Annotated in this window: 20 protein-coding genes; 12 read left to right on the top strand and 8 right to left on the bottom strand. The window is 73.7% G+C overall.

Features of this window, described 5'->3' with window-relative positions; all coding sequences use genetic code 11:
- Nucleotides 1-2 precede the first annotated feature (2 nt).
- The 4 genes from ABGB11_RS15765 (at nt 3) to ABGB11_RS15750 (ending at nt 3,424) form a co-directional block, all read left to right on the top strand.
- On the top strand, nt 3-1,544 hold the full coding sequence (locus ABGB11_RS15765; RefSeq protein WP_347633272.1) for an MFS transporter: 1,542 nt from the start codon (nt 3-5) through the stop codon (nt 1,542-1,544).
- A gap of 89 nt (nt 1,545-1,633) precedes the next feature.
- The gene (locus ABGB11_RS15760; protein WP_347633270.1) at nt 1,634-2,548 is read left to right on the top strand and encodes an SPFH domain-containing protein; all 915 of its coding nucleotides are present in this window, start codon (nt 1,634-1,636) and stop codon (nt 2,546-2,548) included.
- A gap of 13 nt (nt 2,549-2,561) precedes the next feature.
- Nucleotides 2,562-2,804: a hypothetical protein gene (locus ABGB11_RS15755; protein ID WP_347633268.1), complete on the top strand. Its 243-nt coding sequence runs from the start codon at nt 2,562-2,564 to the stop codon at nt 2,802-2,804.
- Complete coding sequence (locus ABGB11_RS15750; RefSeq protein ID WP_347633266.1) at nt 2,801-3,424, top strand: GPP34 family phosphoprotein; 624 nt, start codon at nt 2,801-2,803, stop codon at nt 3,422-3,424. The genes ABGB11_RS15755 and ABGB11_RS15750 overlap by 4 nt, the downstream gene beginning before the upstream one ends.
- Nucleotides 3,425-3,435: 11 nt before the next feature.
- Here ABGB11_RS15750 and ABGB11_RS15745 read toward each other — a convergent pair whose 3' ends face one another.
- A complete protein-coding gene (locus ABGB11_RS15745; protein ID WP_347633264.1) occupies nt 3,436-3,843 on the bottom strand; it encodes an organic hydroperoxide resistance protein in 408 nt (135 codons plus the stop codon).
- A 142-nt stretch (nt 3,844-3,985) separates the two neighbouring features.
- Between ABGB11_RS15745 and ABGB11_RS15740 the strand changes: the two genes are divergently transcribed.
- Nucleotides 3,986-4,675, top strand: a complete 690-nt coding sequence (locus tag ABGB11_RS15740) for a lysophospholipid acyltransferase family protein (protein WP_347633262.1) — start codon at nt 3,986-3,988, stop codon at nt 4,673-4,675.
- Nucleotides 4,676-4,763: 88 nt separating this feature from the next.
- On the top strand, nt 4,764-5,612 hold the full coding sequence (locus ABGB11_RS15735) for an ATP-binding protein (protein ID WP_347633260.1): 849 nt from the start codon (nt 4,764-4,766) through the stop codon (nt 5,610-5,612).
- Between the two features lies 1 nt (nt 5,613).
- On the opposite strand, the gene ABGB11_RS15730 is transcribed toward ABGB11_RS15735, so the two are convergent.
- Nucleotides 5,614-7,035 (bottom strand): MFS transporter, encoded by a 1,422-nt coding sequence (locus ABGB11_RS15730; protein ID WP_347633258.1) that lies wholly within the window; start codon nt 7,033-7,035, stop codon nt 5,614-5,616.
- 108 nt (nt 7,036-7,143) lie between these two features.
- On the opposite strand from ABGB11_RS15730, the gene ABGB11_RS15725 reads away from it, so the two are divergent.
- Both ABGB11_RS15725 and ABGB11_RS15720 read left to right on the top strand, forming a co-directional pair.
- Nucleotides 7,144-7,722: a TetR/AcrR family transcriptional regulator gene (locus tag ABGB11_RS15725; RefSeq protein ID WP_347633256.1), complete on the top strand. Its 579-nt coding sequence runs from the start codon at nt 7,144-7,146 to the stop codon at nt 7,720-7,722.
- A gap of 89 nt (nt 7,723-7,811) precedes the next feature.
- Complete coding sequence (locus ABGB11_RS15720; RefSeq protein WP_347633254.1) at nt 7,812-8,729, top strand: hypothetical protein; 918 nt, start codon at nt 7,812-7,814, stop codon at nt 8,727-8,729.
- On the opposite strand, the gene ABGB11_RS15715 is transcribed toward ABGB11_RS15720, so the two are convergent.
- Entirely contained in the window at nt 8,666-9,748 is a 1,083-nt protein-coding gene (locus ABGB11_RS15715) for a mechanosensitive ion channel family protein (RefSeq protein ID WP_347633252.1), read from the bottom strand. The two genes, ABGB11_RS15720 and ABGB11_RS15715, sit on opposite strands and share 64 nt — an antisense overlap.
- A gap of 167 nt (nt 9,749-9,915) precedes the next feature.
- Between ABGB11_RS15715 and ABGB11_RS15710 the strand changes: the two genes are divergently transcribed.
- A complete protein-coding gene (locus ABGB11_RS15710) occupies nt 9,916-11,541 on the top strand; it encodes a CocE/NonD family hydrolase (protein WP_347633304.1) in 1,626 nt (541 codons plus the stop codon).
- Between the two features lie 21 nt (nt 11,542-11,562).
- Here the strand turns inward: ABGB11_RS15710 and ABGB11_RS15705 are convergent, their stop codons facing one another.
- The gene (locus ABGB11_RS15705) at nt 11,563-12,015 is read right to left on the bottom strand and encodes a peroxiredoxin (protein WP_347633250.1); all 453 of its coding nucleotides are present in this window, start codon (nt 12,013-12,015) and stop codon (nt 11,563-11,565) included.
- Nucleotides 12,002-12,649 carry a histone deacetylase gene (locus ABGB11_RS15700; protein ID WP_347633248.1) on the bottom strand — a complete coding sequence of 216 codons (648 nt, stop codon included), beginning with the start codon at nt 12,647-12,649 and terminating at the stop codon, nt 12,002-12,004. Before ABGB11_RS15700 ends, ABGB11_RS15705 begins: the two co-directional genes overlap by 14 nt.
- Nucleotides 12,650-12,817: 168 nt before the next feature.
- Between ABGB11_RS15700 and ABGB11_RS15695 the strand changes: the two genes are divergently transcribed.
- The 3 genes from ABGB11_RS15695 to ABGB11_RS15685 all read left to right on the top strand — a co-directional run bounded on the left by ABGB11_RS15695 (nt 12,818) and on the right by ABGB11_RS15685 (nt 18,233).
- On the top strand, nt 12,818-14,074 hold the full coding sequence (locus ABGB11_RS15695; RefSeq protein WP_347633246.1) for a glycosyltransferase: 1,257 nt from the start codon (nt 12,818-12,820) through the stop codon (nt 14,072-14,074).
- A gap of 99 nt (nt 14,075-14,173) precedes the next feature.
- Entirely contained in the window at nt 14,174-17,116 is a 2,943-nt protein-coding gene (locus ABGB11_RS15690; protein WP_347633244.1) for a BREX system ATP-binding domain-containing protein, read from the top strand.
- Between the two features lie 289 nt (nt 17,117-17,405).
- Nucleotides 17,406-18,233 carry a nitroreductase/quinone reductase family protein gene (locus ABGB11_RS15685; protein ID WP_347633242.1) on the top strand — a complete coding sequence of 276 codons (828 nt, stop codon included), beginning with the start codon at nt 17,406-17,408 and terminating at the stop codon, nt 18,231-18,233.
- Between the two features lie 9 nt (nt 18,234-18,242).
- On the opposite strand, the gene ABGB11_RS15680 is transcribed toward ABGB11_RS15685, so the two are convergent.
- From ABGB11_RS15680 to ABGB11_RS15670, 3 genes are all read right to left on the bottom strand, one after another.
- Entirely contained in the window at nt 18,243-19,307 is a 1,065-nt protein-coding gene (locus ABGB11_RS15680) for a dihydrodipicolinate reductase (RefSeq protein ID WP_347633240.1), read from the bottom strand.
- On the bottom strand, nt 19,304-20,092 hold the full coding sequence (locus ABGB11_RS15675; protein ID WP_347633238.1) for an SDR family oxidoreductase: 789 nt from the start codon (nt 20,090-20,092) through the stop codon (nt 19,304-19,306). Before ABGB11_RS15675 ends, ABGB11_RS15680 begins: the two co-directional genes overlap by 4 nt.
- A gap of 84 nt (nt 20,093-20,176) precedes the next feature.
- Nucleotides 20,177-21,130, bottom strand: coding sequence for an ornithine cyclodeaminase family protein (locus ABGB11_RS15670; protein WP_347633236.1), 954 nt, complete (start codon nt 21,128-21,130; stop codon nt 20,177-20,179).
- Nucleotides 21,131-21,152 lie beyond the last annotated feature (22 nt).

The following is a 21,152-nucleotide window of genomic DNA, read 5'->3' as shown; positions in this document are numbered from 1 at the left end:
GCATGGAAACCTCGGCCCGCAAATGGGGCACCTTCGCGATCTGCCTGCTCGTCGCGATCGTGCCGAACATCGACCTGACCGCGCTGAACCAGGCCGTCCCGCATCTGAGCGCGGACCTGCACCCCTCGTCCACGCAGATCCTGTGGATCGCCGACGCCTACGGCTTCGCCCTCGCCGGCCTGCTGATCACCATGGGCGGCATCGGCGACCGGATCGGCCACAAGCGGCTGCTGCTGATCGGGACGGCGGTGTTCGCCACCGCGTCCGCGCTGACCGCCTACGCGCCGAGCGCCGGGCTGCTGATCGCGGCCCGCGCGGTGCTCGGCGTCGCCGGGGCCACGCTGATGCCGTCCTGCCTGTCGCTGATCCGGCGGGCGTTCACCGAGCCGAAGGAGCGGACGATGGCGATCGGCGCGTTCGCCGGCGTCGCCGGGCTCGCGGTCGGGCTCGGGCCGGTCGCCGGCGGCGCGCTGCTGGACCACTTCTGGTGGGGCTCCGTCTTCATGATCAACGTCCCGATCATGGCCGTGGCGTTCCTCGCCGGCGCGGCCGTGCTGCCGGAGTCGCGCAACCCCGTGCCCGGACGGCTCGACCTGCTCAGCGTGCCGCTGTCGGTGGCCGGCGTCCTCGGTCTCGTCTACGCGATCAAGGAGGCGGCGGCGCACGGCCCGGACGAGGCCCGGATCTACGTGTCGGCGGTGATCGGCGTGCTGGCGCTGGCCGCGTTCCTGGTCCGGCAGACCCGGCTGGCCGAGCCGCTGATCGACGTCCGGCTGTTCCGCCTCACCGCGTTCAGCGGATCGGTCGGCACCAACATGTTCGCGATGTTCGCCCTGGCCGCCCAGTCGCTGATCTTCTCGCTGTTCTTCCAGCTCGCCCTCGGCTGGTCGCCGCTGAAGGCGGGCCTCGCCGGGCTGCCGGGCGCCGCGGGCGCCATGGTCGGCGGCGCCGCGCTCGCGCCGCCGCTGATCGGCGTGCTCGGCCGCGCCCGCGTGGTCGCGCTCGGCATGCTGCTCTCCGCCTGCGGCTTCTCCCTGTACCTGGTGATCGGCCTGCACACGTCCTACTGGGCGATGCTCCCGATGATGCTGCTGTCCGGCCTCGGGATGGGCATGGCGATGACGGTCACCTCCGACACCGTCCTCGCGACCGTGCCGAAGGACCGCTCCGGCGCCGCGTCGGCGATCTCCGAGACCGCCACCGAGCTCGGCGGCGCCCTCGGCATGGCGATCCTCGGCAGCGTGCTGAACGCCGTCTACCGGGGCGCCCTGGACCTGCCCGCCGGCGTTCCCGCGCCCGCCGCGTCCGCCGCCCGCGACTCCCTCGGCGCCGCCCTCCAGACCACGGCGGACCTGCCGGGCGTCCTCGCCGCCCAGCTCGCCACGGCCGCGCGGGAGGCGTTCGTGGACGGCATGCACGCCGCCCTCACCTGCAGCGCCGGCTTCGCCGCCCTCGTCGCGGGCTTCGCCCTCGTCACCCTCCGCAGCGTCCCCAAGGTCATCCCCGACACCGAAGAAGACCCCGACCTCGTCACCGTTCCCTGACCTGGGCGAGACCGGGATGTCCTCCTTCGAGTTGGAAAAAAGTGATATCACTTTGCTATTCTGGTGATAACTGCACGAAGGAGGGCGAGATGGTGGACGCGGCGGCGCAGGTGGAGATGCCGAAGCCGAAGATCGAAGAGCGGGCGGCGGCGGATCGCAGCGGATGGGGGATGCTCGGGGTCGCGCTGCTGCTGATGCTGCTCGGCGCCGTGGCGGTGCTCGCCGGGGTGGCGGCCGGCGGGGGCGTCGCCATCGGGACGGGGATCACCGCGGGGTCGCTGCTGGCACTGGCCGGGCTGGTGGTCGCGGTCGGGCTGACGCCGGTGGCGCCCGGCGAGGCGCGGGTGCTGCAACTGCTCGGGCGGTACAGCGGGACGGTCCGCACCGACGGGCTCCGGTGGGTGAACCCGCTGACCGAGCGGAGTCGGGTCTCCACGCGGATCCGCAACCACGAGACGGGGCTCGCGAAGGTCAACGACCTTGACGGGAACCCGATCGAGATCTCCGCCGTGGTGGTGTGGCAGGTCGCCGACACCGCGCGGGCCATGTTCGAGGTCGACGACTTCGTGGAGTTCGTGGCGTTCCAGACCGAGGCGGCCGTCCGGCACATCGCGGGCAGCTTCCCCTACGACGCGCACGACCGGACGTCGCTGCGCGACAACGCCGACGAGATCACCGCGCAGCTGTCGGAGGAGCTGGCGCAGCGGGTGGCGTCGGCGGGCGTCGAGATCATCGAGTCGCGGATCACGCGGCTGGCGTACGCGCCGGAGATCGCGCAGGCGATGCTGCGCCGGCAGCAGGCGGGCGCGGTCGTCGCGGCGCGGCAGCGGATCGTGGAGGGCGCGGTCGGCATGGTCCAGCTCGCGCTGGACCGGCTGGACGAGGAGAATGTGGTCGAGCTGGACGAGGAGCGCAAAGCGACCATGGTGAGCAACCTGCTGGTCGTGCTGTGCGCCGACCGGGACGCCCAGCCGGTGGTGAACACCGGCACGCTCTACCAGTGACCCCCGGCGACCAGTGACGGAACGCAAGAAGATCCTGCTGAGGCTCGACCCGGCCGTCCACGACGCGCTGGCGCGGTGGGCCGGGGACGAACTGCGCAGCACCAACGCGCAGATCGAGTTCCTGCTGAGGAAGGCGCTGGCCGACGCGGGCCGGATGCCCGGGACCGCCGGGCGGATGCGCGGGCGGGGCCGCCCGCGCAAGGTCACCGACGACGAGGACGACCCGCCGGGCGGCGGGAGCGAGGACCGACCATGACCGACGTTCCGGAGACCCTGCCGGCGCGGATGTTCCTGCTGGCCTACGACCTGCGGAAGCAGAAGATGACCAGCGGCGGAACGCGGCTCGGCTACGTGCTGCGCGCCGCCGCCCTGACCGAGCTGTTCCTGGACGGGCGGCTCGTCGAGGAGCGCGGCAGGCCGGTCCCGGGGACGCCGGGCGACGACCCGTACGGCGTGCTGGCGCAGATCGCGGAGTCGCGGCCCCGCCGCTGGCGGCACTGGGTGTGCAAGGACGCCCGGGGCATCGTCGCGACCGTCCGGGAGGAGCTGGTGCGGGACCGCTGGATTCGAGTGCGCAGGCGCCGGATGCTCGGGCTGTTCCCGTACCACGAGGTCACCGTGAAGGACCCGCGGGTGGTGAAGGAGCTGTGGGGCGGGGCGTCGTCGGCGCTGCGAGGGCGCCCGGTGGCCCATGTGAACAGCTACGACGCGGCGGCGGTGGCGCTGGCGGCGGCGGGCGAGCTGAAGTCCGTCCTGCCGGACTCCGACCGGCGGCGGTACCGGCGGCGGATCGAGGAACTGACGGCGCGGACCGGACCGGCGCCGGCCGCGGTCCGCAGGCTGATCCACGAGGAGGAGACGGCCGCCGCCGGCTGAGCCGCGGACCCCTACTCGATGACCAGCTCCACCGGGATGTTGCCCCGGGTGGCGTTGGAGTACGGGCAGACCTGGTGGGCGCGTTCCACCAGGTCCTTTCCGTTCTCCAGGTCGTCGGGGAGCTCGATCCGCAGGACGACGGCGAGCCCGAACCCGCTCTCGGTGTCGCCGCCGATGCCGACCTCCGCGGTGACGGAGACGTCCCGGACGTCCTGGCGGGTGGCGCGGGCGACGGCGCCGAGCGCGCTGGCGAAGCATGCCGCGTAGCCGGCGGCGAACAGCTGCTCGGGGTTGGTGCCCTCGCCGCTGCCGCCCATCTCGCGGGGGATCGCGAGGGCCAGGTCGAGACGTCCGTCGGAGGTGACGGCCTTGCCGTCGCGCCCGTTCGCGGTGGCCACGGCGGTGTAGTGGGTGTCCATGCTGCCTCCTTTTAAGTTGCCTCCAACTTAGTTGCTCACAACTAATATCGGACAAGTGAGGGTTCCTACAAGGTCCGGGGGTCCGAACTTGTATCGGGCGCGAGCGGCGGCGGGGCGGGCGCGCGCCATAGCCTGCTCGGACATGGACCCCGAACGCGTCATCTATCCGCTGCTCAAGTACGTCGTCGTGGGACCCGCGATGCGCGTCGCCTTCCTCCCCCGGGTCAGCGGCCTGGGGCACGTCCCGCAGATCGGGCCGGTGATCCTCGCGGCGAACCACCTGGGGTTCCTCGACTCGTTCGTCCTGCCGCTGATGGTGCCGAGACGGGTGCACTTCCTCGGCAAGCACGAGTACTTCACCGGGGCGGGCGTGAAGGGCCGCGCCACGGCGACGTTCTTCCGCAGCGTGGGCGCCATCGCGGTCGACCGCTCCGGCGGGCGGGCCGCGCTGGACGCGCTCGACACCTCGGCGGCGGTGCTGGAGCGCGGCGACGTGTTCGCGATCCACCCCGAGGGCACCCGGTCCCCGGACGGGCGGCTCTACCGGGGCCGGACGGGCGTGGCGCGGCTGGCGATGCGGACCGGGGCGCCCGTCGTCCCGGTGGCGATCGAGGGCACCGACAAGGTGCAGCCGCGCGGGCAGGCCGTCCCCCGGCCCGGCCGGATCGGGCTGCGCATCGGCGAGCCGATGGACTTCAAGGGAAGGGACGCGGGGGTCGCGCGCGGCAGGGCCGCCCGCGAGGTCACCGACGAGATCATGGAGGCCATCCAGCGGCTGTCGGGCCAGGAGTACGTGGACGACTACGCGCCCCGGCCGGGCGGCGGGCACTGACGACGGCGCGTCCGCGACCTGGCAACGACCGTCTCCAGGTTTGAGCGTGTCCGAAAGGGCACGATTCAGGGGGACGGACGGAGATTAGGTGGAAATCAGTCTGGACCTCCAGCTTCCCCGGGACGCCGCGAGCGTCCCGGCGACGCGGAGGCTCCTGGACGCCGCGCTCGCCGCGCTGGGCGTGGAGGACCACATCCGCGACGACATCGAGGTCATGCTCACCGAGGCGTGCACCAACGTGATCAAGCACGCCGAGAACGGCGCCGGCTACCTCGTGCGGGCCGTCATCCAGGACCGGCGCTGCATGATCAAGGTGATCGACTCCGGCGGCGGGTTCGACGCCGAGCGGGTCCCGCGCCCCGATCCGATGGCGGACGACGGCCGCGGGCTGCAGATCATGCGGGCGCTCGCCGACGACGTCCGGTTCACCTCGTTCGCCGAGGACGGGGCGCTGGTCGCGCTGGAGAAGCGGCTGGCCTACGGCGAGGACAGCCTCGGCGGCGCGCTCACCGCCCGCAGGAAGGCGCCGGCCGCGAACGGCGCCGACCTGGATGCCGAGGACTTCGCCACCGGGCTGTTCGAGATGGCGAGGGCCGGCGACACCGAGCGGCTGCTCGCCTACGTCGAGGCCGGGGCGCCGGTGAACCTGTCCGACGACAAGGGCGACACGCTGCTGATGGTGGCCGCCCACCACGGCCATCCGGGCACCGTCCGGGCCCTCGCGTCCCGCGGCGCCGACCCGGAGCGGGCCAACGACCGCGGCCAGCGGCCCCTCACGGGCGCGGTGCTGAGGAAGGAGGCGGACGTGGTGCGGGCCCTGCTCGACGCGGGCGCCGACCCGCGGGCGGGGTCGCCGTCCGCCGCCGACACCGCCCGCATGTTCGGTTACACCGACTTCCTCGCGTGGTTCGGCGAGGCCGCTCCCCCGCCCGCGTGACTCAGCGGCGCACGCGCAGGACCAGCACCGCCACCAGCAGCGCCGCCGCGGCGAAGACCGCGCCGGTCGCGAACGCCGCGTCCATGCCGTCCACGGGTCGCCCGGACGCCGCGGACCCGTAGACGGTGACCATGACCGCCGACCCGAGCGATCCGCCCGACCAGAGCATGGTCTGCGCGATGCCGGACGCGGCACCCGAGTGCTCCTGTCGCACGCTGGCCAGGATCGTCGCGTTCAGCGGCATGATCGACAGACCGCCGCCCGCGCCCATGAGCATGAACGGGACGAGCAGCGCGCCGGCGTAGCCGTCCCCCGGCGACAACCCGGACAGCCACAGCAGCCCGGCGGCGACCAGGATCGTCCCGGCGATGACGAGCGGCCGGGCGCCGAGGCGCCGCATCAGCCGCGGCGCCGTCCGGACGACCGCGAACTGCATGCCCACCATCGGCAGGAACGCCGCGCCGGCGCGCAGCGGCCCGTACCCGAGGATCTGCTGGAGGTACTGGGTGAGGAAGAAGTACGAGCCGAACATCGCGGCGACCAGGCACAGCTGGACGAGGTACGACGCGGCGCGGTCGCGCCCGGTGAGCAGCCACAGCGGCATGACCGGCTGCCCGGCGCGGGTCTCGATGGCGGCGAACCCGGCGAGCAGGACGGCCGCGGCGCCGAACGCCGCGAGCGCGCGGGAGTCGCCCCAGCCCTCCTCCCCGACGCGGATCAGCGCGTAGACGAGGGCGGTCATGCCGAGCGTGGAGGCGAGCGCCCCGCCGATGTCGACCCGGCCGGGCCGGCGCTCGGTCTCGGCGAGGACGCGCGGCGCGAGCAGTGCCAGCGCGAGGCCGACGGGGACGTTGACGAAGAACACCCACCGCCACGAGCCGGCCTCGGTCAGCACCCCGCCGACGATCATGCCGATGGCGGCGCCCGCGCCGGCCACGGCGGACAGCACGCTCAGCGCCCGGACCCGGGCCTGGCCCTCGAAGGCGGTCGCGATGAGCGCCATCGCGCTCGGCGCCGCGACGGCCGCGGCGACGCCCTGGGCGGTGCGGGCGGCGAGCAGCATCCAGCCCGCGGTCGCGAGCCCGCCGAGCAGGGACGCGGCGGTGAAGACCACGACTCCGGCGATGAAGGTGCGGCGGCGCCCGAACACGTCCCCGGCGCGCCCGCCGAGGAGCAGGAGCCCGCCGAATGCGAGCATGTAGGAGTTCTGGATCCAGGCGAGCCCTCCGGTCGACAGCCCGAGGCCCTGCCTGACCTCCGGCAGCGCGATGGTGACGACGGAGGTGTCGAGGCCGATCATCAGCTGGCAGCCGACGATGACGGCGAGCACGATTCCTGGACGATGATGGTGTGGCGACGCGGCGGTCTTCCCGGGAGCGGCGATCTCCCGGGGCGCGGCCGTCCGCCCGTTGGATGCGGTCAAGTCGGACCTTCCCGAGACTTAAGGAACGGCGAAGTACACTATGTGGGGAACGTACCACCGATACGCCCAAAAGAGAACGCTACCGTTCACTATTTTCGGGACCGCGCCATGACCCCGGCCACCCGCCGCCGCGGCGGCGACCTGGAAGCGGCGATCTTCGACGCCGTGTTCGCCCAGCTGGAGACCGTGGGCTACCGCAAGCTGACCATGGAGGGCGTCGCGGCGACCGCCCGCACCGGCAAGGCCGCGCTCTACCGGCGCTGGCGGTCCAAGGACGACCTGATCACCGACGCGCTCAAGCACGTCCTGCCGGAGCCCCCGACCGCGCCCGCGACCGGCAGGGTGCGCGAGGACATGCTGCAGATCCTCAGAACTCTGCGCGACACGCTCATCGCCTGCCGCGGCGCCGCGTTCAGGGTGCTGAAGGAGGAGAGCGACGACGGCAAGGGGCTGGTGCACGAGGTCGTCCGCGACCGGTTGTCCATACCCGTCCGCGACCTGCTGTTCCAGGCCCTGCAGGACGCCGCCGCGCGGGGGGAGATCCGCCCGGCGGCGGCGACCCGGCAGGTCGCCAACGTCGGACCGGCCGTCGTCGTCTACCACAACCTCACCGAGGGCGGCACGATCACCGACGAGCACCTGGTCTCGGTCGTCGACGAGATCCTGATGCCGATGCTGCGCCCCTGACGGAGGACCCGCGCCCCTGACGAACGGCAGGGGTCACCGCGGCCGTCCGGCCATGATCGGGCACCCGGCCGGAGCGCGAGGATCCGGGTATGCGATCACCTGTACTCCGGATTCCGCTCGTCCTTCCCCTCGCCCTGGCGCTGGCCGCCTGCGGCACGTCCGCCCAGGCGGCGAGGACGGCCGCCGGCGCGCCGGCCGCCTTCGGGCTGCCCGCCCCGACCGGCCCGCACCGGGCCATCGGCACGACCGAGCTGCACCTCGTCGACCACGCACGTCCGGACCCCTGGGTGCCCGGCCGGGCACGCGAGCTGATGGTCAGCGTCTTCTACCCGGCGGCCCGGCGGTCCGGTCCGGCCGCGCCCTACCTGCGTCCCGGGGTCGCGAAGGTCCTCTCCGAGGCCGACGCGCTCGGCGTGTTCAAGGCCGGGACCGTGGACTGGGCGGCGGCCCGGACCCACGCCGCAGCATCCGTCCCGGCCGACCTCCGGGGCGGCGCGCGGCCCGTCGTCCTCTACTCGCCCGGCTTCGGCGTCCCGCGCGCCCTCGGCACCACGCTCGCCGAGGAGCTGGTCACCCGCGGGTACGTGGTCGTGACCGTCGACCACACCTACGAGACGGCGCCCGTGGAGTTCCCCGGCGGGCGCGTCGAGAACCAGCGGCTGTCCGGTCCGGGGCCCGAACGGCTGAAGACCGCGCTCGACGCGCGGGTCAAGGACACGCGGCTCGTCCTCGACCGGCTCGCCGGCCTGCGGGACGGCCGCAACCCCGACGCGGAGGGCCGCGCCCTCCCGCCCGGCCTCGGGCGGACGCTCGACCTGTCCCGAGTCGGGATGGATGACGGCGTCGGTGCGCGCCTACGTCACCGCGTTCTTCGACCAGGCGCTGCGCGGGCGGCACCGGCCCATCCTGGACCGGCCGTCTCCCCGCCACCCGGACGTCCGGTTCATCCGCTGATCAGGTCGGACGGCTCCCCGCCGCCGGGAAGGATGATCTCGCGGCGGGGATAGGGCACCCGGATGCCCTCCTTCGCGAAGCGGCGGTGCAGCCGCTTCACGAACTCGTGCTTGATCCGGAACTGGTCGCCGAACTCACCGGTCCGCAGGATCGCGGTGAACCCGATCCCCGACTCGGCGAACGTGTGGAACCTCACCAGGATCTCGGCGTCCTCCACCCCGCCCTCGACCTCGCTCATGACCTCCTGGCCGACCTCGATCACGACGTCCTCGACGCGCTCCAGGTCGCTCTCGTAGGCGACCCTGGCCTGGATGAGGAGCGACATGTCCTGCGCGGGGCGGTGGTAGTTGGTCAGTATCGTGTCGGAGAACCGCTGGTTCGGGATGACCTCGATGTTGTCCGACAGCGTCCGGATGGAGGTGTTGCGCCAGTTGATGTCGACGACGTACCCCTCCTGGCCGGTGGAGAGCTTGATGTAGTCGCCGGGCTCGATCGTCTTGGACGCGAGGACGTGCACGCCCGCGAACAGGTTCGCCAGGGTGTCCTGCAGGGCGAGCGCGACGGCGAGACCGCCGACGCCCAGGGCGCCGAGCAGCGGCGTGATCGACACTCCTACGCTCTGCAGCATCACCAGGACGCCGACGCCGAGCACCACCACCCGGGTGATGTTGGCGAAGATCGTCACGTTCGCGGCGACGCCCTGCCGGGCCAGCGCGATCGAGGTGACCAGCGCCGCGATCAGCCGGGCCAGCGCCAGCGAGACCACCAGGATCGTCATCGCCGTCAGCACCCTGGCCGTCACGTCCAGGGTGCCGCGCGGCAGCTCCAGCACCTTCGCCGACGTCCACAGGCCGAGCAGCACGGCGAGCGGCATCGCCAGGTCGCGGACGAGGCGGGCGGCCAGGTCGTCCCACGCCCACCGGGTGTCGCCGGCCCGGCGGAACAGCCGCCCGGTCACCAGCCGCAGCACCACCGCGACCGCGATCGCGATCGCCATCACGACGGCCGCGGCGATGACCCGACCCCAGCTCAGGTCGCCCAGATCAACACCCAGGTCGCCAAGATCACCCATGACGCGCGTATCTCTCCCTCCGCCGGCGGCGCACCGCCGCCCGATTTGCGTGTTTACGGCTCCTCGATCGTAGTGAAGCCCCGGCCCGCTGCGAGGCACATCACGGACATGTGGCCTCAGCGCCCGGCTACCGGCCGGTTACGATCAATCGGGTGGTAGGCGTGGGAATGATGCGCCGGCTCGGGGTCACGGCGCTCGGACTGCGGAACGGCCCCCACCGTGTGACGGTCGAGCGGGACCTGGAGGTCCCCGCCGCCGACGGCGTGACGCTGCTGGCCGACCGGTACGCTCCCGCCGACGCCGAGCGGGCGCCGACGGTGCTCGTCCGCTCCCCCTACGGGCGGCGCGGGCCGTTCGGGCTCATGTGCGGGCAGGCGTTCGCGTCGCACGGGTTCCAGGCCGTGGTGCAGAGCGTCCGCGGCGGCTTCGGCTCCGGCGGCGTCTTCGAGGCACTGGACGAGCGCGAGGACGGCCTCGCCACCATCGAGTGGCTCACGTCGCAGCCCTGGTTCGGCGGCACGTTCGCGATGCACGGCCCGAGCTACCTCGGCTACGTCCAGTGGGCCGTCGCCGCCGAGGCCGGACCCGAGCTCAAGGCCCTGTCGATGCAGGTCACGGCCTCCACGTTCCGGGACGCCGTGAACGTCGGCGGCACCTTCGCCCTCGAATCCGCGCTCATCTGGGTGGACCTGACCGCGCGGATGAAGAACAACCTCTCCGGCATCACCACCGGCATCATGTCGCCGCGCCGCGCCCGCCGCGCCACCCTGTCGGGACGCCCCCTCGCCGAGCTGGACCGGCTCGCGACCGGCGCGCAGCAGCGGTTCTTCCAGGACCTCCTGGTCAACGGGCCCGACACGCCGTTCTGGGACAAGCGCGACTTCAGCCCCACCGTGTCCCAGGTCACCGCCCCGGTGAACATGACGGGCGGCTGGTACGACATCTTCCTGCCCTGGCAGATGAAGGACTACGCCGCGCTCCGCGCCGCCGGGCAGCGCCCCTACCTGACCATCGGCCCCTGGTTCCACGCCGACCAGCGCATGATGCGCGGCTCCGTCGCCGACGCCGTCAAGTGGTTCCGCGCGCACCTGCTGGACGACCCGTCCGAGCTGCGCGACAACCCCGTCCGGCTCTTCATCACCGGCGCGGACGAGTGGCGCGAGTTCCCCGACTGGCCCGTCCCCGGCATGCGGGAGGAGCGCTGGCACCTCCAGCCGGACGGCGCCCTCTCCCCCGCCGCGCCCCCCGAGTCCGCCCCGGACACCTACCGGTACGACCCGAACCATCCGACCCCGTTCCTCGGCGGACCGACCCTCCTCGGCGAGACCCGCCCGTCCACCGATCAGAAGCGCCTGGAACGGCGCCGCGACGTGCTGACCTACACCTCCGACGTCCTCGACGACGACGTGGAGATCATCGGCCCGGTCACCGCGGACCTGCACATCCGCTCCGACCGCGAGCACACCGACTTCGTCGTCCGCCTCTGCGACGTCACCCCGGACGGCGAGTCGCTGAACCTCTGCGAGGGCATGCGCCGCCTCGTCCCCGGCACCCCGGAGCCCGGCCCGGACGGCGTCCGCCGCGTCGCGATCGAACTGTGGCCCGCCGGCCACCGCTTCCGCCGCGGCCACCGCATCCGCGTCCAGGTGGCCAGCGGCGCCTATCCCCGCATCGCCCGCAACCCCGGCACCGGCGCCCCGATCGGCACCGCCACCGAAATGCTCACCGCCGACCAGGAGATCTTCCACACTCCCGACCACCCGTCCGCCATAACCCTCCCCGTAACCCCCTGACCACCGCGCGGAGGCCGCCTTCTATCTTTGGGCGCGGAGGGCCGCCAGGGCCTTGTCGGCGTGGGTGTTCATGCGGATCTCGCTCTTGATGACCGCCAGGACTCGGCGGTCGGGGGCGATGACGAAGGTCTGCCGCTTGGTGGGCATGAGGGCCAGGCCGCGCTTGACGCCGAAGGCGGCGCGGACCTCGCCGGAGGGGTCGGAGAGGAGCGGGTAGCCGAAGGAGTGCTTGTCGGCGAACTCCTTCTGCTTGGCGACGGGGTCGGCGCTGATGCCGACGGGGTGGGCGCCCACCTCGGCGAGTTCGGCGACCAGGTCGCGGAAGTGGCAGGCCTCGGCGGTGCAGCCGGGGGTCATGGCGGCCGGGTAGAAGAACAGGACCACGGGGCCCTTCTCCAGCAGGCCGCTCAGGGTGCGGGTCTCGCCCGTCTCATCGGGGAGTTCGAAGTCGTCAACGACGTCACCGACGTTCATGGGACGAACCTAGCGGAACGCGGTTCGGTTCGAGGAGGGCGGCGATGTCGCGGGGCGTCCAGTGGCCGTGCGCGCCGGGGCGGCCGGCCAGGTAGGACGCGGCGCGCTCGGGCGGCCAGCCGTGGGCCTCGCGCAGGCCGTGGCCGAGCATCGCCAGGTAGGAGGCGGACGGCGGGTTGGGCGGGGCGGGCGCCGGCGAGGTGAAGGTGAGCATGGGGCGGCCCGCGCGCTCGCCGACCTTCAGGACGGTCTCGTAGCGGCCGGGGCCGATCCGCTGGCGGCCGTGCGCGACGGCCTCCGAGAGGTCGTGGTCGGTGCCGGTGTCGCGGCGCATCTCCTGGGAGAGGACGTCGCAGAACTGGCGGCGGGTGAGCAGGTAGGCGCGGGCGGCGGCGCGTCCGGGCAGGTCCGGGTCGTAGAAGGCCATGCCGCCGCCCCAGGTCTGGGAGGTGTGCGCGAAGTAGATGCCGCCCGGCACCGTAATGGACTGCTCGGCGCGGGCGGGGCGGGGGTCGCGGCAGCCGGTGTGGTGGCGGGCGCCGCCGCGCGGGCGACCGCCGGACAGGTAGCACGCGAACCTCTCGCGGACGAGGTTCGAGCCGTACGCCACGTACCAGAGGGGTTCGTCATCCATCTGCTCCAGTATCCCCGCAGGTGGGGGGTGCTTCGCGGGGCGGGCGCCTCCCCGAGATCCGATTCGCCAGGTTTGACGGAGACGGCGGGCGGATATGACAATGGCCGAGCAGGTGTCTACGACGCAGATACCTCCGAGCTTCCCCTGTGTAGTCCCGGAGGATCCGTCATGCACCGCCCTTTGAACATCGCTCTCGTGTCCGCCTCCGACCTTGACGGCGAACACCTGCAGTCAATTCATGTCCGGGATCTCGCTCGTTCGCTCACCCGTCCGCTGACCGCCGACGGTGAGCCCAACCAGGTCACGGTCTACACGCGCCGGCAGGACCGGTCCGCGCGCGGTCGCGTCCGGCTGGCACCGGGCGCCGCGCTCGTCCACCTCGACGCCGGCCCCGCGCGCCCGCTGTCCGACGACGAGCTGCTCCAGCATCTGCGCGACTTCGCCGACGGGCTCCGGCGCCGCTGGTCCGGCGCCGGGCGTCCCGACATCGTGCACGCGCACGGCTGGATCGGCGGCCTCGCCGCCTGCGCCGTCGCCCGCGAGTTGGGCATCCCGTTCGCGCAGAGCTACCACGGCGTGTCGGCCGCCGAGCGCCGCGCCGGGCACCAGGTGCACCCGCACCGCGACCGGCTGGAGAAGGCCATCGGCCGGGACGCCGACGTGGTCCTCGCCGGGCACGAGGAGGAGGCGGGCGCGGTCGTGCGGATGGGCGTGCCCCGCCCGTCGGTCGCCGTTGTCCCCTACGGCGTGGACGGCGAGCAGTTCGCGCAGGTCGGGCCCGCGATGCCGCACGGCGGACGACCCCGCCTCGTGATGCTCTGCGACGACCTGGAGGCCGGGGACGTGGAGACCGGGATGCGCGCCCTGGTGCACGTGCCGGACGCCGAGCTGGCCGTCGCCGGCGGCCCCGCCCGCGAGGACCTGGAGAGCGACGCCACCGTGCACCGCCTCCGGACGCTCGCCAAGGAGCTGCACGTGGCCGACCGGGTCATCTTCCTCGGCCGGCTCCCCCGCAAGAACCTGCCGAAGCTGCTGCGGACGGCGAGCCTCGCGCTCTGCCTGACCCCGCACCAGCCGTGCCCGTCGATGCCGCTGGAGGCCATGGCCTGCGGCGTCCCCGTCGTGGCGACGCCGTCCGGCGCGAACGCCGACGAGGTCCTCGACCACATCACCGGCCTGCACGTCCCGCCTGGGCGTCCGGTCGTGATCGGCCGCGCGATCCGCACCCTGCTGGCGGAGGAGACCACGCTGCACGGCTACTCGATCGCCGCCGCGGACCGGGCCCGCTCCCGCTACTCGCTGGAGCGCGTCGCCGCCGAGACGCTGCGCGCGTACCAGAAGGTCCTGCCCGTCCCCGAGCCCGAGCCGGAGACCGAGGACGCGGCGGAGCACGACGCCGACAGGACCCCCGCCCTGGCCGGCTGACGAGCCCCGCCCCGCGGGCCCCGGATCCCCACCGGATCCGGGGCCCGTTCACGTTCCCGCCGGTGGGATACTCGACGGGATGACCGGAAGGGGCGTTCGGTGCTGATCGGCAGGACGGCGGAGCTGGCCGAGCTGACCGCGGCGCTGGACCGCGCCGCCGCGGGCAGTGCAGGCGTGGTGCTCGTCAGCGGGGACGCCGGCGTCGGCAAGACGCACCTGGTGTCCACCCTCACCGAGGAGGCCCGCGGCAAGGGCTTCGCCGTGCTCGTCGGGCAGTGCGCCGAGCTGGGCGAGAGCATGCCGTACCTGCCGCTGACGGACGCGCTGTGGACGGCCGCGCAGGAAGGCACGGCCGAGGCGGGCGAGGTCAAGGCCGCGCTCGCCGCCCGCCCCGTCCTCGGGCGCCTGCTGCCGGACGGCGACGGCGGCCCCGGCGCGGCGTCCGAGCTGGGGCAGCAGCAGCTGTTCGGGGCGGTCCTCGGCCTGCTCGGCGAGCTCGGGAACGACCGGCCCGTCCTGCTCGTCCTGGAGGACCTGCACTGGGCCGACCGGTCGACGCGGCACCTGCTGACGTTCCTCAGTCGCGTGCTGCAGCGCGAGCGGGTCTGCCTCGTCGGGACCTACCGGTCGGACGACCTGCACCGGCGGCACCCGCTGCGGCCGGTGGTGGCGGAGCTGCTGCGGCTGCCGAACGTGACGGGCGTCGAGGTCCGGCCGTTCGGCGCGGGCGAGACCGCCGAGTACCTCGCCGAGCTGTCGCGCGGGTCCGCGCCGGTGACGGCGGACGTGGTCGAGCGGGTGCACCGCCGCTCGGAGGGCAACCCGTTCTACGCGGCCGAGCTGTACTCCTCGGGCCTGGACGACCGCGACGACGGGACGGCGGAGCTGCCGTCCGGGCTCGCCGACCTGCTGCTGTCGCGGATGGAGCGGCTCTCCGACGGCGGCCAGCGCGTGGTGCGGGTCGCCGCGGTCGCCGGGCGCCGGGTCGACGACGAGCTCGTCCGGCGGGTGTCCGGCCTGGACGAGGCGGCGGTCGGCGAGGCGCTGCGCGAGGTGGTGTCGCACCAGCTGCTCGTCCCGTCCGGCAGCGGGTACACGTTCCGGCACGCGCTGCTGCGGGAGGCCGTCTACGCCGACCTGCTGCCGGGCGAGCGGACCCGGCTGCACGCCGACTTCGCCCGCCTCCTCGCGGGCCTCCCGGAGGGGACGCGCGGCTCGGCGGCGGAGCTGGCGCACCACAGCCTCGCCGCGCACGACCTGCCGGCGGCGTTCGCCGCGTCCGTCCGGGCGGGGCGTGAGGCCGACCGGCTGGGTGCTCCCGCCGAGGCGTTCGAGCACTACGAGCGGGCGCTGGAGCTGTGGGAGGCGGTCCCGGAACCGGAGGCCGCGGCGGGGACGGACCGGCTGCGGCTGTCGCTCACCGCCGCCCAGGTGTCCGCGCGGGCCGGCGAGCTGCGGCGGGCGGTGCACCGGCTACGTCGCATCCTGGCCGCGGCCGACCCCGCGGACGTGGTGCTCGGCTCCCAGATCCGCGGGCACCTCGCCAGCTACCTCAGCGACATCGACGAGGACGAGGAGTCGCTGGCGGTGGCGCGGGAGGCCTTCGCGATGCTGCCCGCCGACCCGCCCACCGTCGAGCGCGCCCACGCGCTCGCCACCTACGCCCGGACGCTGCTCTACCGGGACCTCGACGGGGAGATGCCCGCGTTCGCCGAGAAGGCGATCGAGGCGGCGCGGGCGGCCGGGGCGTCCGGCGCCGAGGCCAGCCTGCTGGTCACGCTCGGCGTGCACCGGGAGTCGCGGGAGGCCGACACCGGCGTCGCCGAGGTGTTCGCGCGGGCGCACGAGCTGGCCGCGGCGGACGACGGCAACTCCATGATCGCGATGCGGGCGGCGTTCCACTACGCGCGGACCAAGTTCGACCGCGGCGACCTCGCGGGCGCGGTCCGGGCCGCCGACGAGGGGGTGAAGTACGCCGTCGACAAGGGCATCGCGTGGAGCACGTTCGGGACCGTGCTGCGCTCCCTGCGGTTCCTCGTCCACTACACCTCGGGGGACTGGACGGAGGCGGGCCGGCTCGCCGACGAGTTCCCGGTCCAGGTCGTCCGGTCGACCGGGGGCCACGTGTCGGCGTACGCCCTGTTCCTCGACGTCGCGCAGGGCACGCCGACGGTCGAGGAGCGGCTGCGCTGGATCATGCCGCTGTGCCCGCGGGACCCGTTCATCAACTACCTCGCCCGCGGGCTCGCCGCCGAGCACGCCCTGTGGCGGGGCGACCCCGACACCGCGGCCGCCCATGTCCGCGACGTCCTCGGCACGGTCTACCGCGACACGGTCGGCGCCATCCGGATCGCCGCGACGGGGCTGTGGGCGGAGGCCGACCGGGCCGCCCGCGCCCGCGCCGCCGGCGACGAGGACGCGGTCCGGGCGGCGGCGGAGGCCGGCGACCTGCTGCTTGATGTGGCCCGCAGCGTCGTGGCGCTCGACGTCCACGGGCACCCGCGCACCTGGATCGGCGGAGAGGGACAGGGCTGGCTGGCCCGCGCCGAGGCCGAGCGCCGGCGCGTGGACGGGGTGCACGACGCCGGCCTGTGGCGCCGGACCGCGGACCTGTTCACCTACGGCGACCCGGACGGCGGGTTCGTCTACGAGGTGGCGCGCTCCCGGTGGCGGCTCGCGGAGGCCCTCGTCGAGAGCGGCGACCGGGAGGCCGCCGCCGCGGAGTGGCGCGCGGCCGTCGAGAGCGCCGAACGCCTCGGCGCGCGGCCGCTGCTCGCCGCCCTGCGCGACCTCGGCGCCCGCGCCCGCCTCGCCGCCGGGCGCCGGGCGCGCGCCGAGCCCTCCGGCCCCCTGGCCTCGCTGACCGGCCGCGAACGCGAGGTCCTCAAACTCGTCGCGGAGGGGCGCAACAACAGGGAGATAGCGGCGGCCCTGTTCATCTCCCCGAAGACGGCCAGCGTCCACGTCTCCAACATTCTCGCGAAATTGAACGCGACCAGCCGCACCCAGGCCGCCGCCATCGCCCACCGTGAAGGCATCTGAATTACCGCGATCTTGCAATTGCCCGAAACGCTGAGTACCCTTCGACGCGTGACTGCCGGGTCGGCCTTGGGCCATGAGCGAGTGAGGTTCCCGGCCTCCGAGTGAGGCCGGGGCGGGCACGCGGCCCGCCTTTCCACTCGCGTCCTTCTCCCTCACCTGTCGTGCCGAGCGCGACGTCATCGGGCATGCCCGCGCTTCCGGCATGCCCTCCACCACCCTTTTCCAAGCCATAGGCGTGCGCCATCCCTATGGCTTTGTTCAGCATGCCCGAAAACAATTCAGGAGACAGATGGATTTCAATACCCGGATCATCGAGGAGTTCCGCGCGAACGGCGGGCGGGTCGGCGGCCCGTTCGAGGGCGGGCGGCTGCTCCTGCTGACGACGACCGGGGCGCGCACCGGCGCCCCGCACACGACGCCGCTCGCGTACCTGCCGGACGGTCTCAGCCGCGTTCTCGTCATCGCCTCCGCCGGCGGTGCGCCGAAGAACCCGGCGTGGTTCCACAACCTCGTCGCCAACCCGCGCGTGACGGTGGAGAGCGGCTCCTTCATTTACGAGGCGGACGCCGTCGTCCTCGCGGGGGACGAACGCGGCCGCGCCTTCGCGCGCGCCGTGGAGGCCGATGCCGGATGGGCCGACTACGAGACCGAGTCGGGGCGGACGCTGCCCGTCGTCGGCCTGGTCCCGGCCGTGTCCGGGCCGCCCGGCGGGCCGGAGACGCCCGGCGCGATGCTCCTGGCGGTGCACGACGCGTTCCGCGCGGAGCTCGCGCTCATCCGCACGGAGGTCGCCGCGTCGGGCGCCGGGATCGGCGCGCAGCTGCGGATCAACTGCCTGACGCTGTGCCAGGGGCTCGGCAACCACCACCTGGGCGAGGACACGCAGATGTTCCCCGTTCTGGAGCGGCGGTATCCGGGGCTCGCACCGCTGATGGCGCGGCTGAGAAGCGAGCACGAGACGGTGAAGGAGCTGCTGGACGAGCTGCGCCGCGTCCTCGACGCCGGTGAGCCCGCGTCGCTGCTCGCCGAGGTCGAGCGGCTCACCGGAACGCTGGAGGCGCATCTGGACCGCGAGGAGGAGCGGCTCGTGCCGCTCCTCGACACGCTCGAACTCTAGAGCAGGCCTCTAGAGCAGGCCACGGCCGGGGACCAGCGGGAGGTCCAGGGCCGTGAGGAGGCCGGGCGGCGCCTCGACGACGGCGGGGACGGCGTTGACCAGGCGCATCGCGGTGGCCTTCAGGCCGGCGGTGTTGTGGTCGCCGTCGGTGCCGAGCAGCCGCAGGTCGACGGTGTAGTTCGGCTCGCCGCGCACCTCGACGCGGTAGCAGCCGGCGCCGGCGGGCCGCGGCCAGCCGGGGGCGAGGTCGTCGCGCAGCCGGGTGACGTGCTCCAGGACGACGACGGCCTCGCCTCCGCGCATCCCCTTGACCTCGAAGCGCAGGGCCGCGGAGGTGCCCTTCCCGATCGTCCCGGAGGAGACGTCGAAGTCCTCGGGCGCCGGCAGGCGGGTGTGCTCCTCGTCGATCCCGTCGAGCTCCACGCCGAGACCGGCGGCGATCTGCCGGACGACGCTCCCCCACGCCATCGTGAGGACGCCCGGCTGCAGCAGCATGGGCGTCTCGTCGAGGGGACGGCCGAAGCCCATGATGTCGAACAGCACGGTGCCCTGGTCATAGGTGGCGTAGTTCAGGATCTCCATGCAGCGGACCTGCTCGATGCGCTCGCTGATGCCGGTGACGGCGAGCGGGAGCACGTCGTTGGCGAAGCCCGGGTCGATGCCGTTGACGAAGATCGACGCACCGCCCGCGGCGGCGGCCTCCCGGACGGGGTCCGACATCTCGGGCGGGACGACGCCGTCCGGGAACTGGAGGAACACCGGGCTGCTGGAGACCACGTTCACGCCGGCGCGCAGGATGCGGCACAGGTCGTCGATCGCCTCCATGATCCGGGTGTCCGCCATCGCGGTGTAGACGACGCAGTCGGGCCGCGCCGCGAGGAGCGCCTCGGCGTCGCCGGTGGCGGTGACGCCGAGGTCGCGGCCGAGGCCGGCGAGATCGCCCGCGTCGCGGCCCGCCTTGGCCGGGGTGGAGACCCAGACGCCGGCGAGTTCGAGGTCCGGCCGGGCGTCGATGCCGGCGATCGCGTGCCGGCCGACGTTCCCGGTGCTCCACTGGACGACGCGGTACGTCACAGATCCTCCAGGCGCAGGTCGAGGTTCGGGGTCTCGATGCCGCCGTCCACGCGCAGGACGCTGCCGGTGACGTAGGCCGAGGCGGGCGAGGCGAGGTAGAGGACGGCGGCGGCGATGTCCTCGGGGACGCCGACGCGCCGCAGCGGCGTCCGGTCCTCCATCTCGGTGCGCAGCTCGTCGCTGGTCATGACGATGTCGAGCGCGGACGTCGCGACGGAGCCGACGGCGACCGCGTTGACCCGGACGCGCGGGGCCAGGTCGAGCGCGGCGAGCCGGGTGTAGTGGGCGAGGGCTGCCTTGGCGGTGCCGTAGGCGAGGTAGCCGCGGCCCGCGATCCGGCCCATCACCGAGGAGATGTTGACGACGCTGCCGCCGTCCGCCTCCAGCAGGTGCGGGACGGCGGCACGGGTCAGCGCGTGCGTCGTGCTGACATTGAACTGGAACGCGTTCTCCAGTCTCCGCGGCGAGGTGTCCAAGAAGGGGACGGGCATCGCGCCGCCCATGTTGTTGACGACGATGTCGAGCCGGCCGAACTCGCCGGCGGCGCGGTCGGCCAGCCCGGCGGCGGCATCCGGATCGGAGAGGTCGGCGGGGACGACGAGCGCCCGGCGCCCGGCCGCCTCGATCTCGCCGGCCACCTTGCGCAGCTGCTCCTCGGTCCGGGAGGAGATCACCACGTCGGCGCCTGCCTCGGCGAGCGCCACCGCGGTGGCCGCGCCGATGCCGCGCCCGGCGCCGGTCACCACCGCGACCCTGTCCTCGATGCGGAACCGGTCCCAGATCACCGGCGTCACCTCCGGTCCGTCGCGTCACTGCCCGCACAGCCTACGCAGAATGTAGAACGTGTTTCAATAAGCTGTGCGGGCCGGTCAGGCGAGGAAGTCGAACCGGACGCCGGCCCCGGCGTCGAGGGCCGCCCGGTAGGCCGTCCAGCTCAGCGCGAGGTCCTGCCAGGGCAGCCCGACCGGCGCGTACACGGTGACCTCGTCGCCCTTCACCCGGCCGGGCACCTGGCCGCGCAGCAGGTCGTGCAGCGTCCCGGCCGCGTGCTTGACGTCCAGCCCGGCGCCGGCCAGCACGCCCATCTCGACGGCGAGCGGGACGTCGTCGACCACGACGCGGGCGCCCTCCAGCAGGTCGGCGCCCAGTTCCGCCTTGCCGGGCTCGTCCGCGCCGAGGGAGGTGATGTGCGTCCCGCGCGCCACGTCGGCGGCGTGCAGGATCGGGCGGCGCGCCCAGGTCGCCATGACGACGATCCCGGCGTCCCGGACGGCTTCGCGCGGGTCCGCCGCGACCGCCGCGGGCACGCCGAGCCGGTCGCCGTGCCGCCCGGCGAAGTCCGCGGCGCGCCCGGCGTCCAGGTCGCAGACGGTGAGGCCGCCGATCTCCCGGAGCTCGGCGAGCCCGCGCAGGACCAGCTCCGCCTGCGCCCCGGCGCCGATCACGGCGACCTCGCCGGCGTCCGGGCGGGCCAGCGCGTGCGTGCCGAGCGCGGCGGCGAGGCCGGTGCGCCAGGCGGTGACGGTCGCCGAGTCGAGCTGCGCGAGCAGCTCGCCGGTACCGAGGTCGTGCAGGCAGACGACGCCGCGCAGCGCCGGGCGGCTGCCGGGGAACTTGGCGTTCACCTTCACCGTGTAGGCGGGGATGTCCTCGACCAGTCCCGGTATCAGCGCCGTCGCCGTGCCCTGGCCGGGCAGTTTCGCGATCACGCGGCGGGCGGCCGGGCCACCGTCCGCCGTGCGGAAGCCGCGGCGCAGCGCGTCCAGACACGCCTCCGGAACGAGCAGCGTCTCAAGGTCAGAACGGGTCAAAAGGAGCGTCACCGGACCATTCTCCCGTTCCGGG

Source organism: Actinomadura sp. B10D3 (assembly GCF_039871695.1).
GTDB classification, from domain to species: Bacteria; Actinomycetota; Actinomycetes; order Streptosporangiales; family Streptosporangiaceae; genus Spirillospora; species Spirillospora madurae.
The sequence above is the reverse complement of the archived record's forward strand: the minus strand, read 5'-3'. Positions and strand labels throughout refer to the sequence as shown.

Coding starts and splice junctions, on each gene's coding strand:
- ABGB11_RS15765 (WP_347633272.1), top strand. CDS start 3: ATGGAAACCTCGGCCCGCAAATGGGGCACCTTCGCGATCTGCCTGCTC.
- ABGB11_RS15760 (WP_347633270.1), top strand. CDS start 1,634: ATGGTGGACGCGGCGGCGCAGGTGGAGATGCCGAAGCCGAAGATCGAA.
- ABGB11_RS15750 (WP_347633266.1), top strand. CDS start 2,801: ATGACCGACGTTCCGGAGACCCTGCCGGCGCGGATGTTCCTGCTGGCC.
- ABGB11_RS15745 (WP_347633264.1), bottom strand. CDS start 3,843: ATGGACACCCACTACACCGCCGTGGCCACCGCGAACGGGCGCGACGGC.
- ABGB11_RS15740 (WP_347633262.1), top strand. CDS start 3,986: ATGGACCCCGAACGCGTCATCTATCCGCTGCTCAAGTACGTCGTCGTG.
- ABGB11_RS15725 (WP_347633256.1), top strand. CDS start 7,144: ATGACCCCGGCCACCCGCCGCCGCGGCGGCGACCTGGAAGCGGCGATC.
- ABGB11_RS15720 (WP_347633254.1), top strand. CDS start 7,812: ATGCGATCACCTGTACTCCGGATTCCGCTCGTCCTTCCCCTCGCCCTG.
- ABGB11_RS15715 (WP_347633252.1), bottom strand. CDS start 9,748: ATGGGTGATCTTGGCGACCTGGGTGTTGATCTGGGCGACCTGAGCTGG.
- ABGB11_RS15710 (WP_347633304.1), top strand. CDS start 9,916: ATGATGCGCCGGCTCGGGGTCACGGCGCTCGGACTGCGGAACGGCCCC.
- ABGB11_RS15705 (WP_347633250.1), bottom strand. CDS start 12,015: ATGAACGTCGGTGACGTCGTTGACGACTTCGAACTCCCCGATGAGACG.
- ABGB11_RS15700 (WP_347633248.1), bottom strand. CDS start 12,649: ATGGATGACGAACCCCTCTGGTACGTGGCGTACGGCTCGAACCTCGTC.
- ABGB11_RS15695 (WP_347633246.1), top strand. CDS start 12,818: ATGCACCGCCCTTTGAACATCGCTCTCGTGTCCGCCTCCGACCTTGAC.
- ABGB11_RS15685 (WP_347633242.1), top strand. CDS start 17,406: ATGGATTTCAATACCCGGATCATCGAGGAGTTCCGCGCGAACGGCGGG.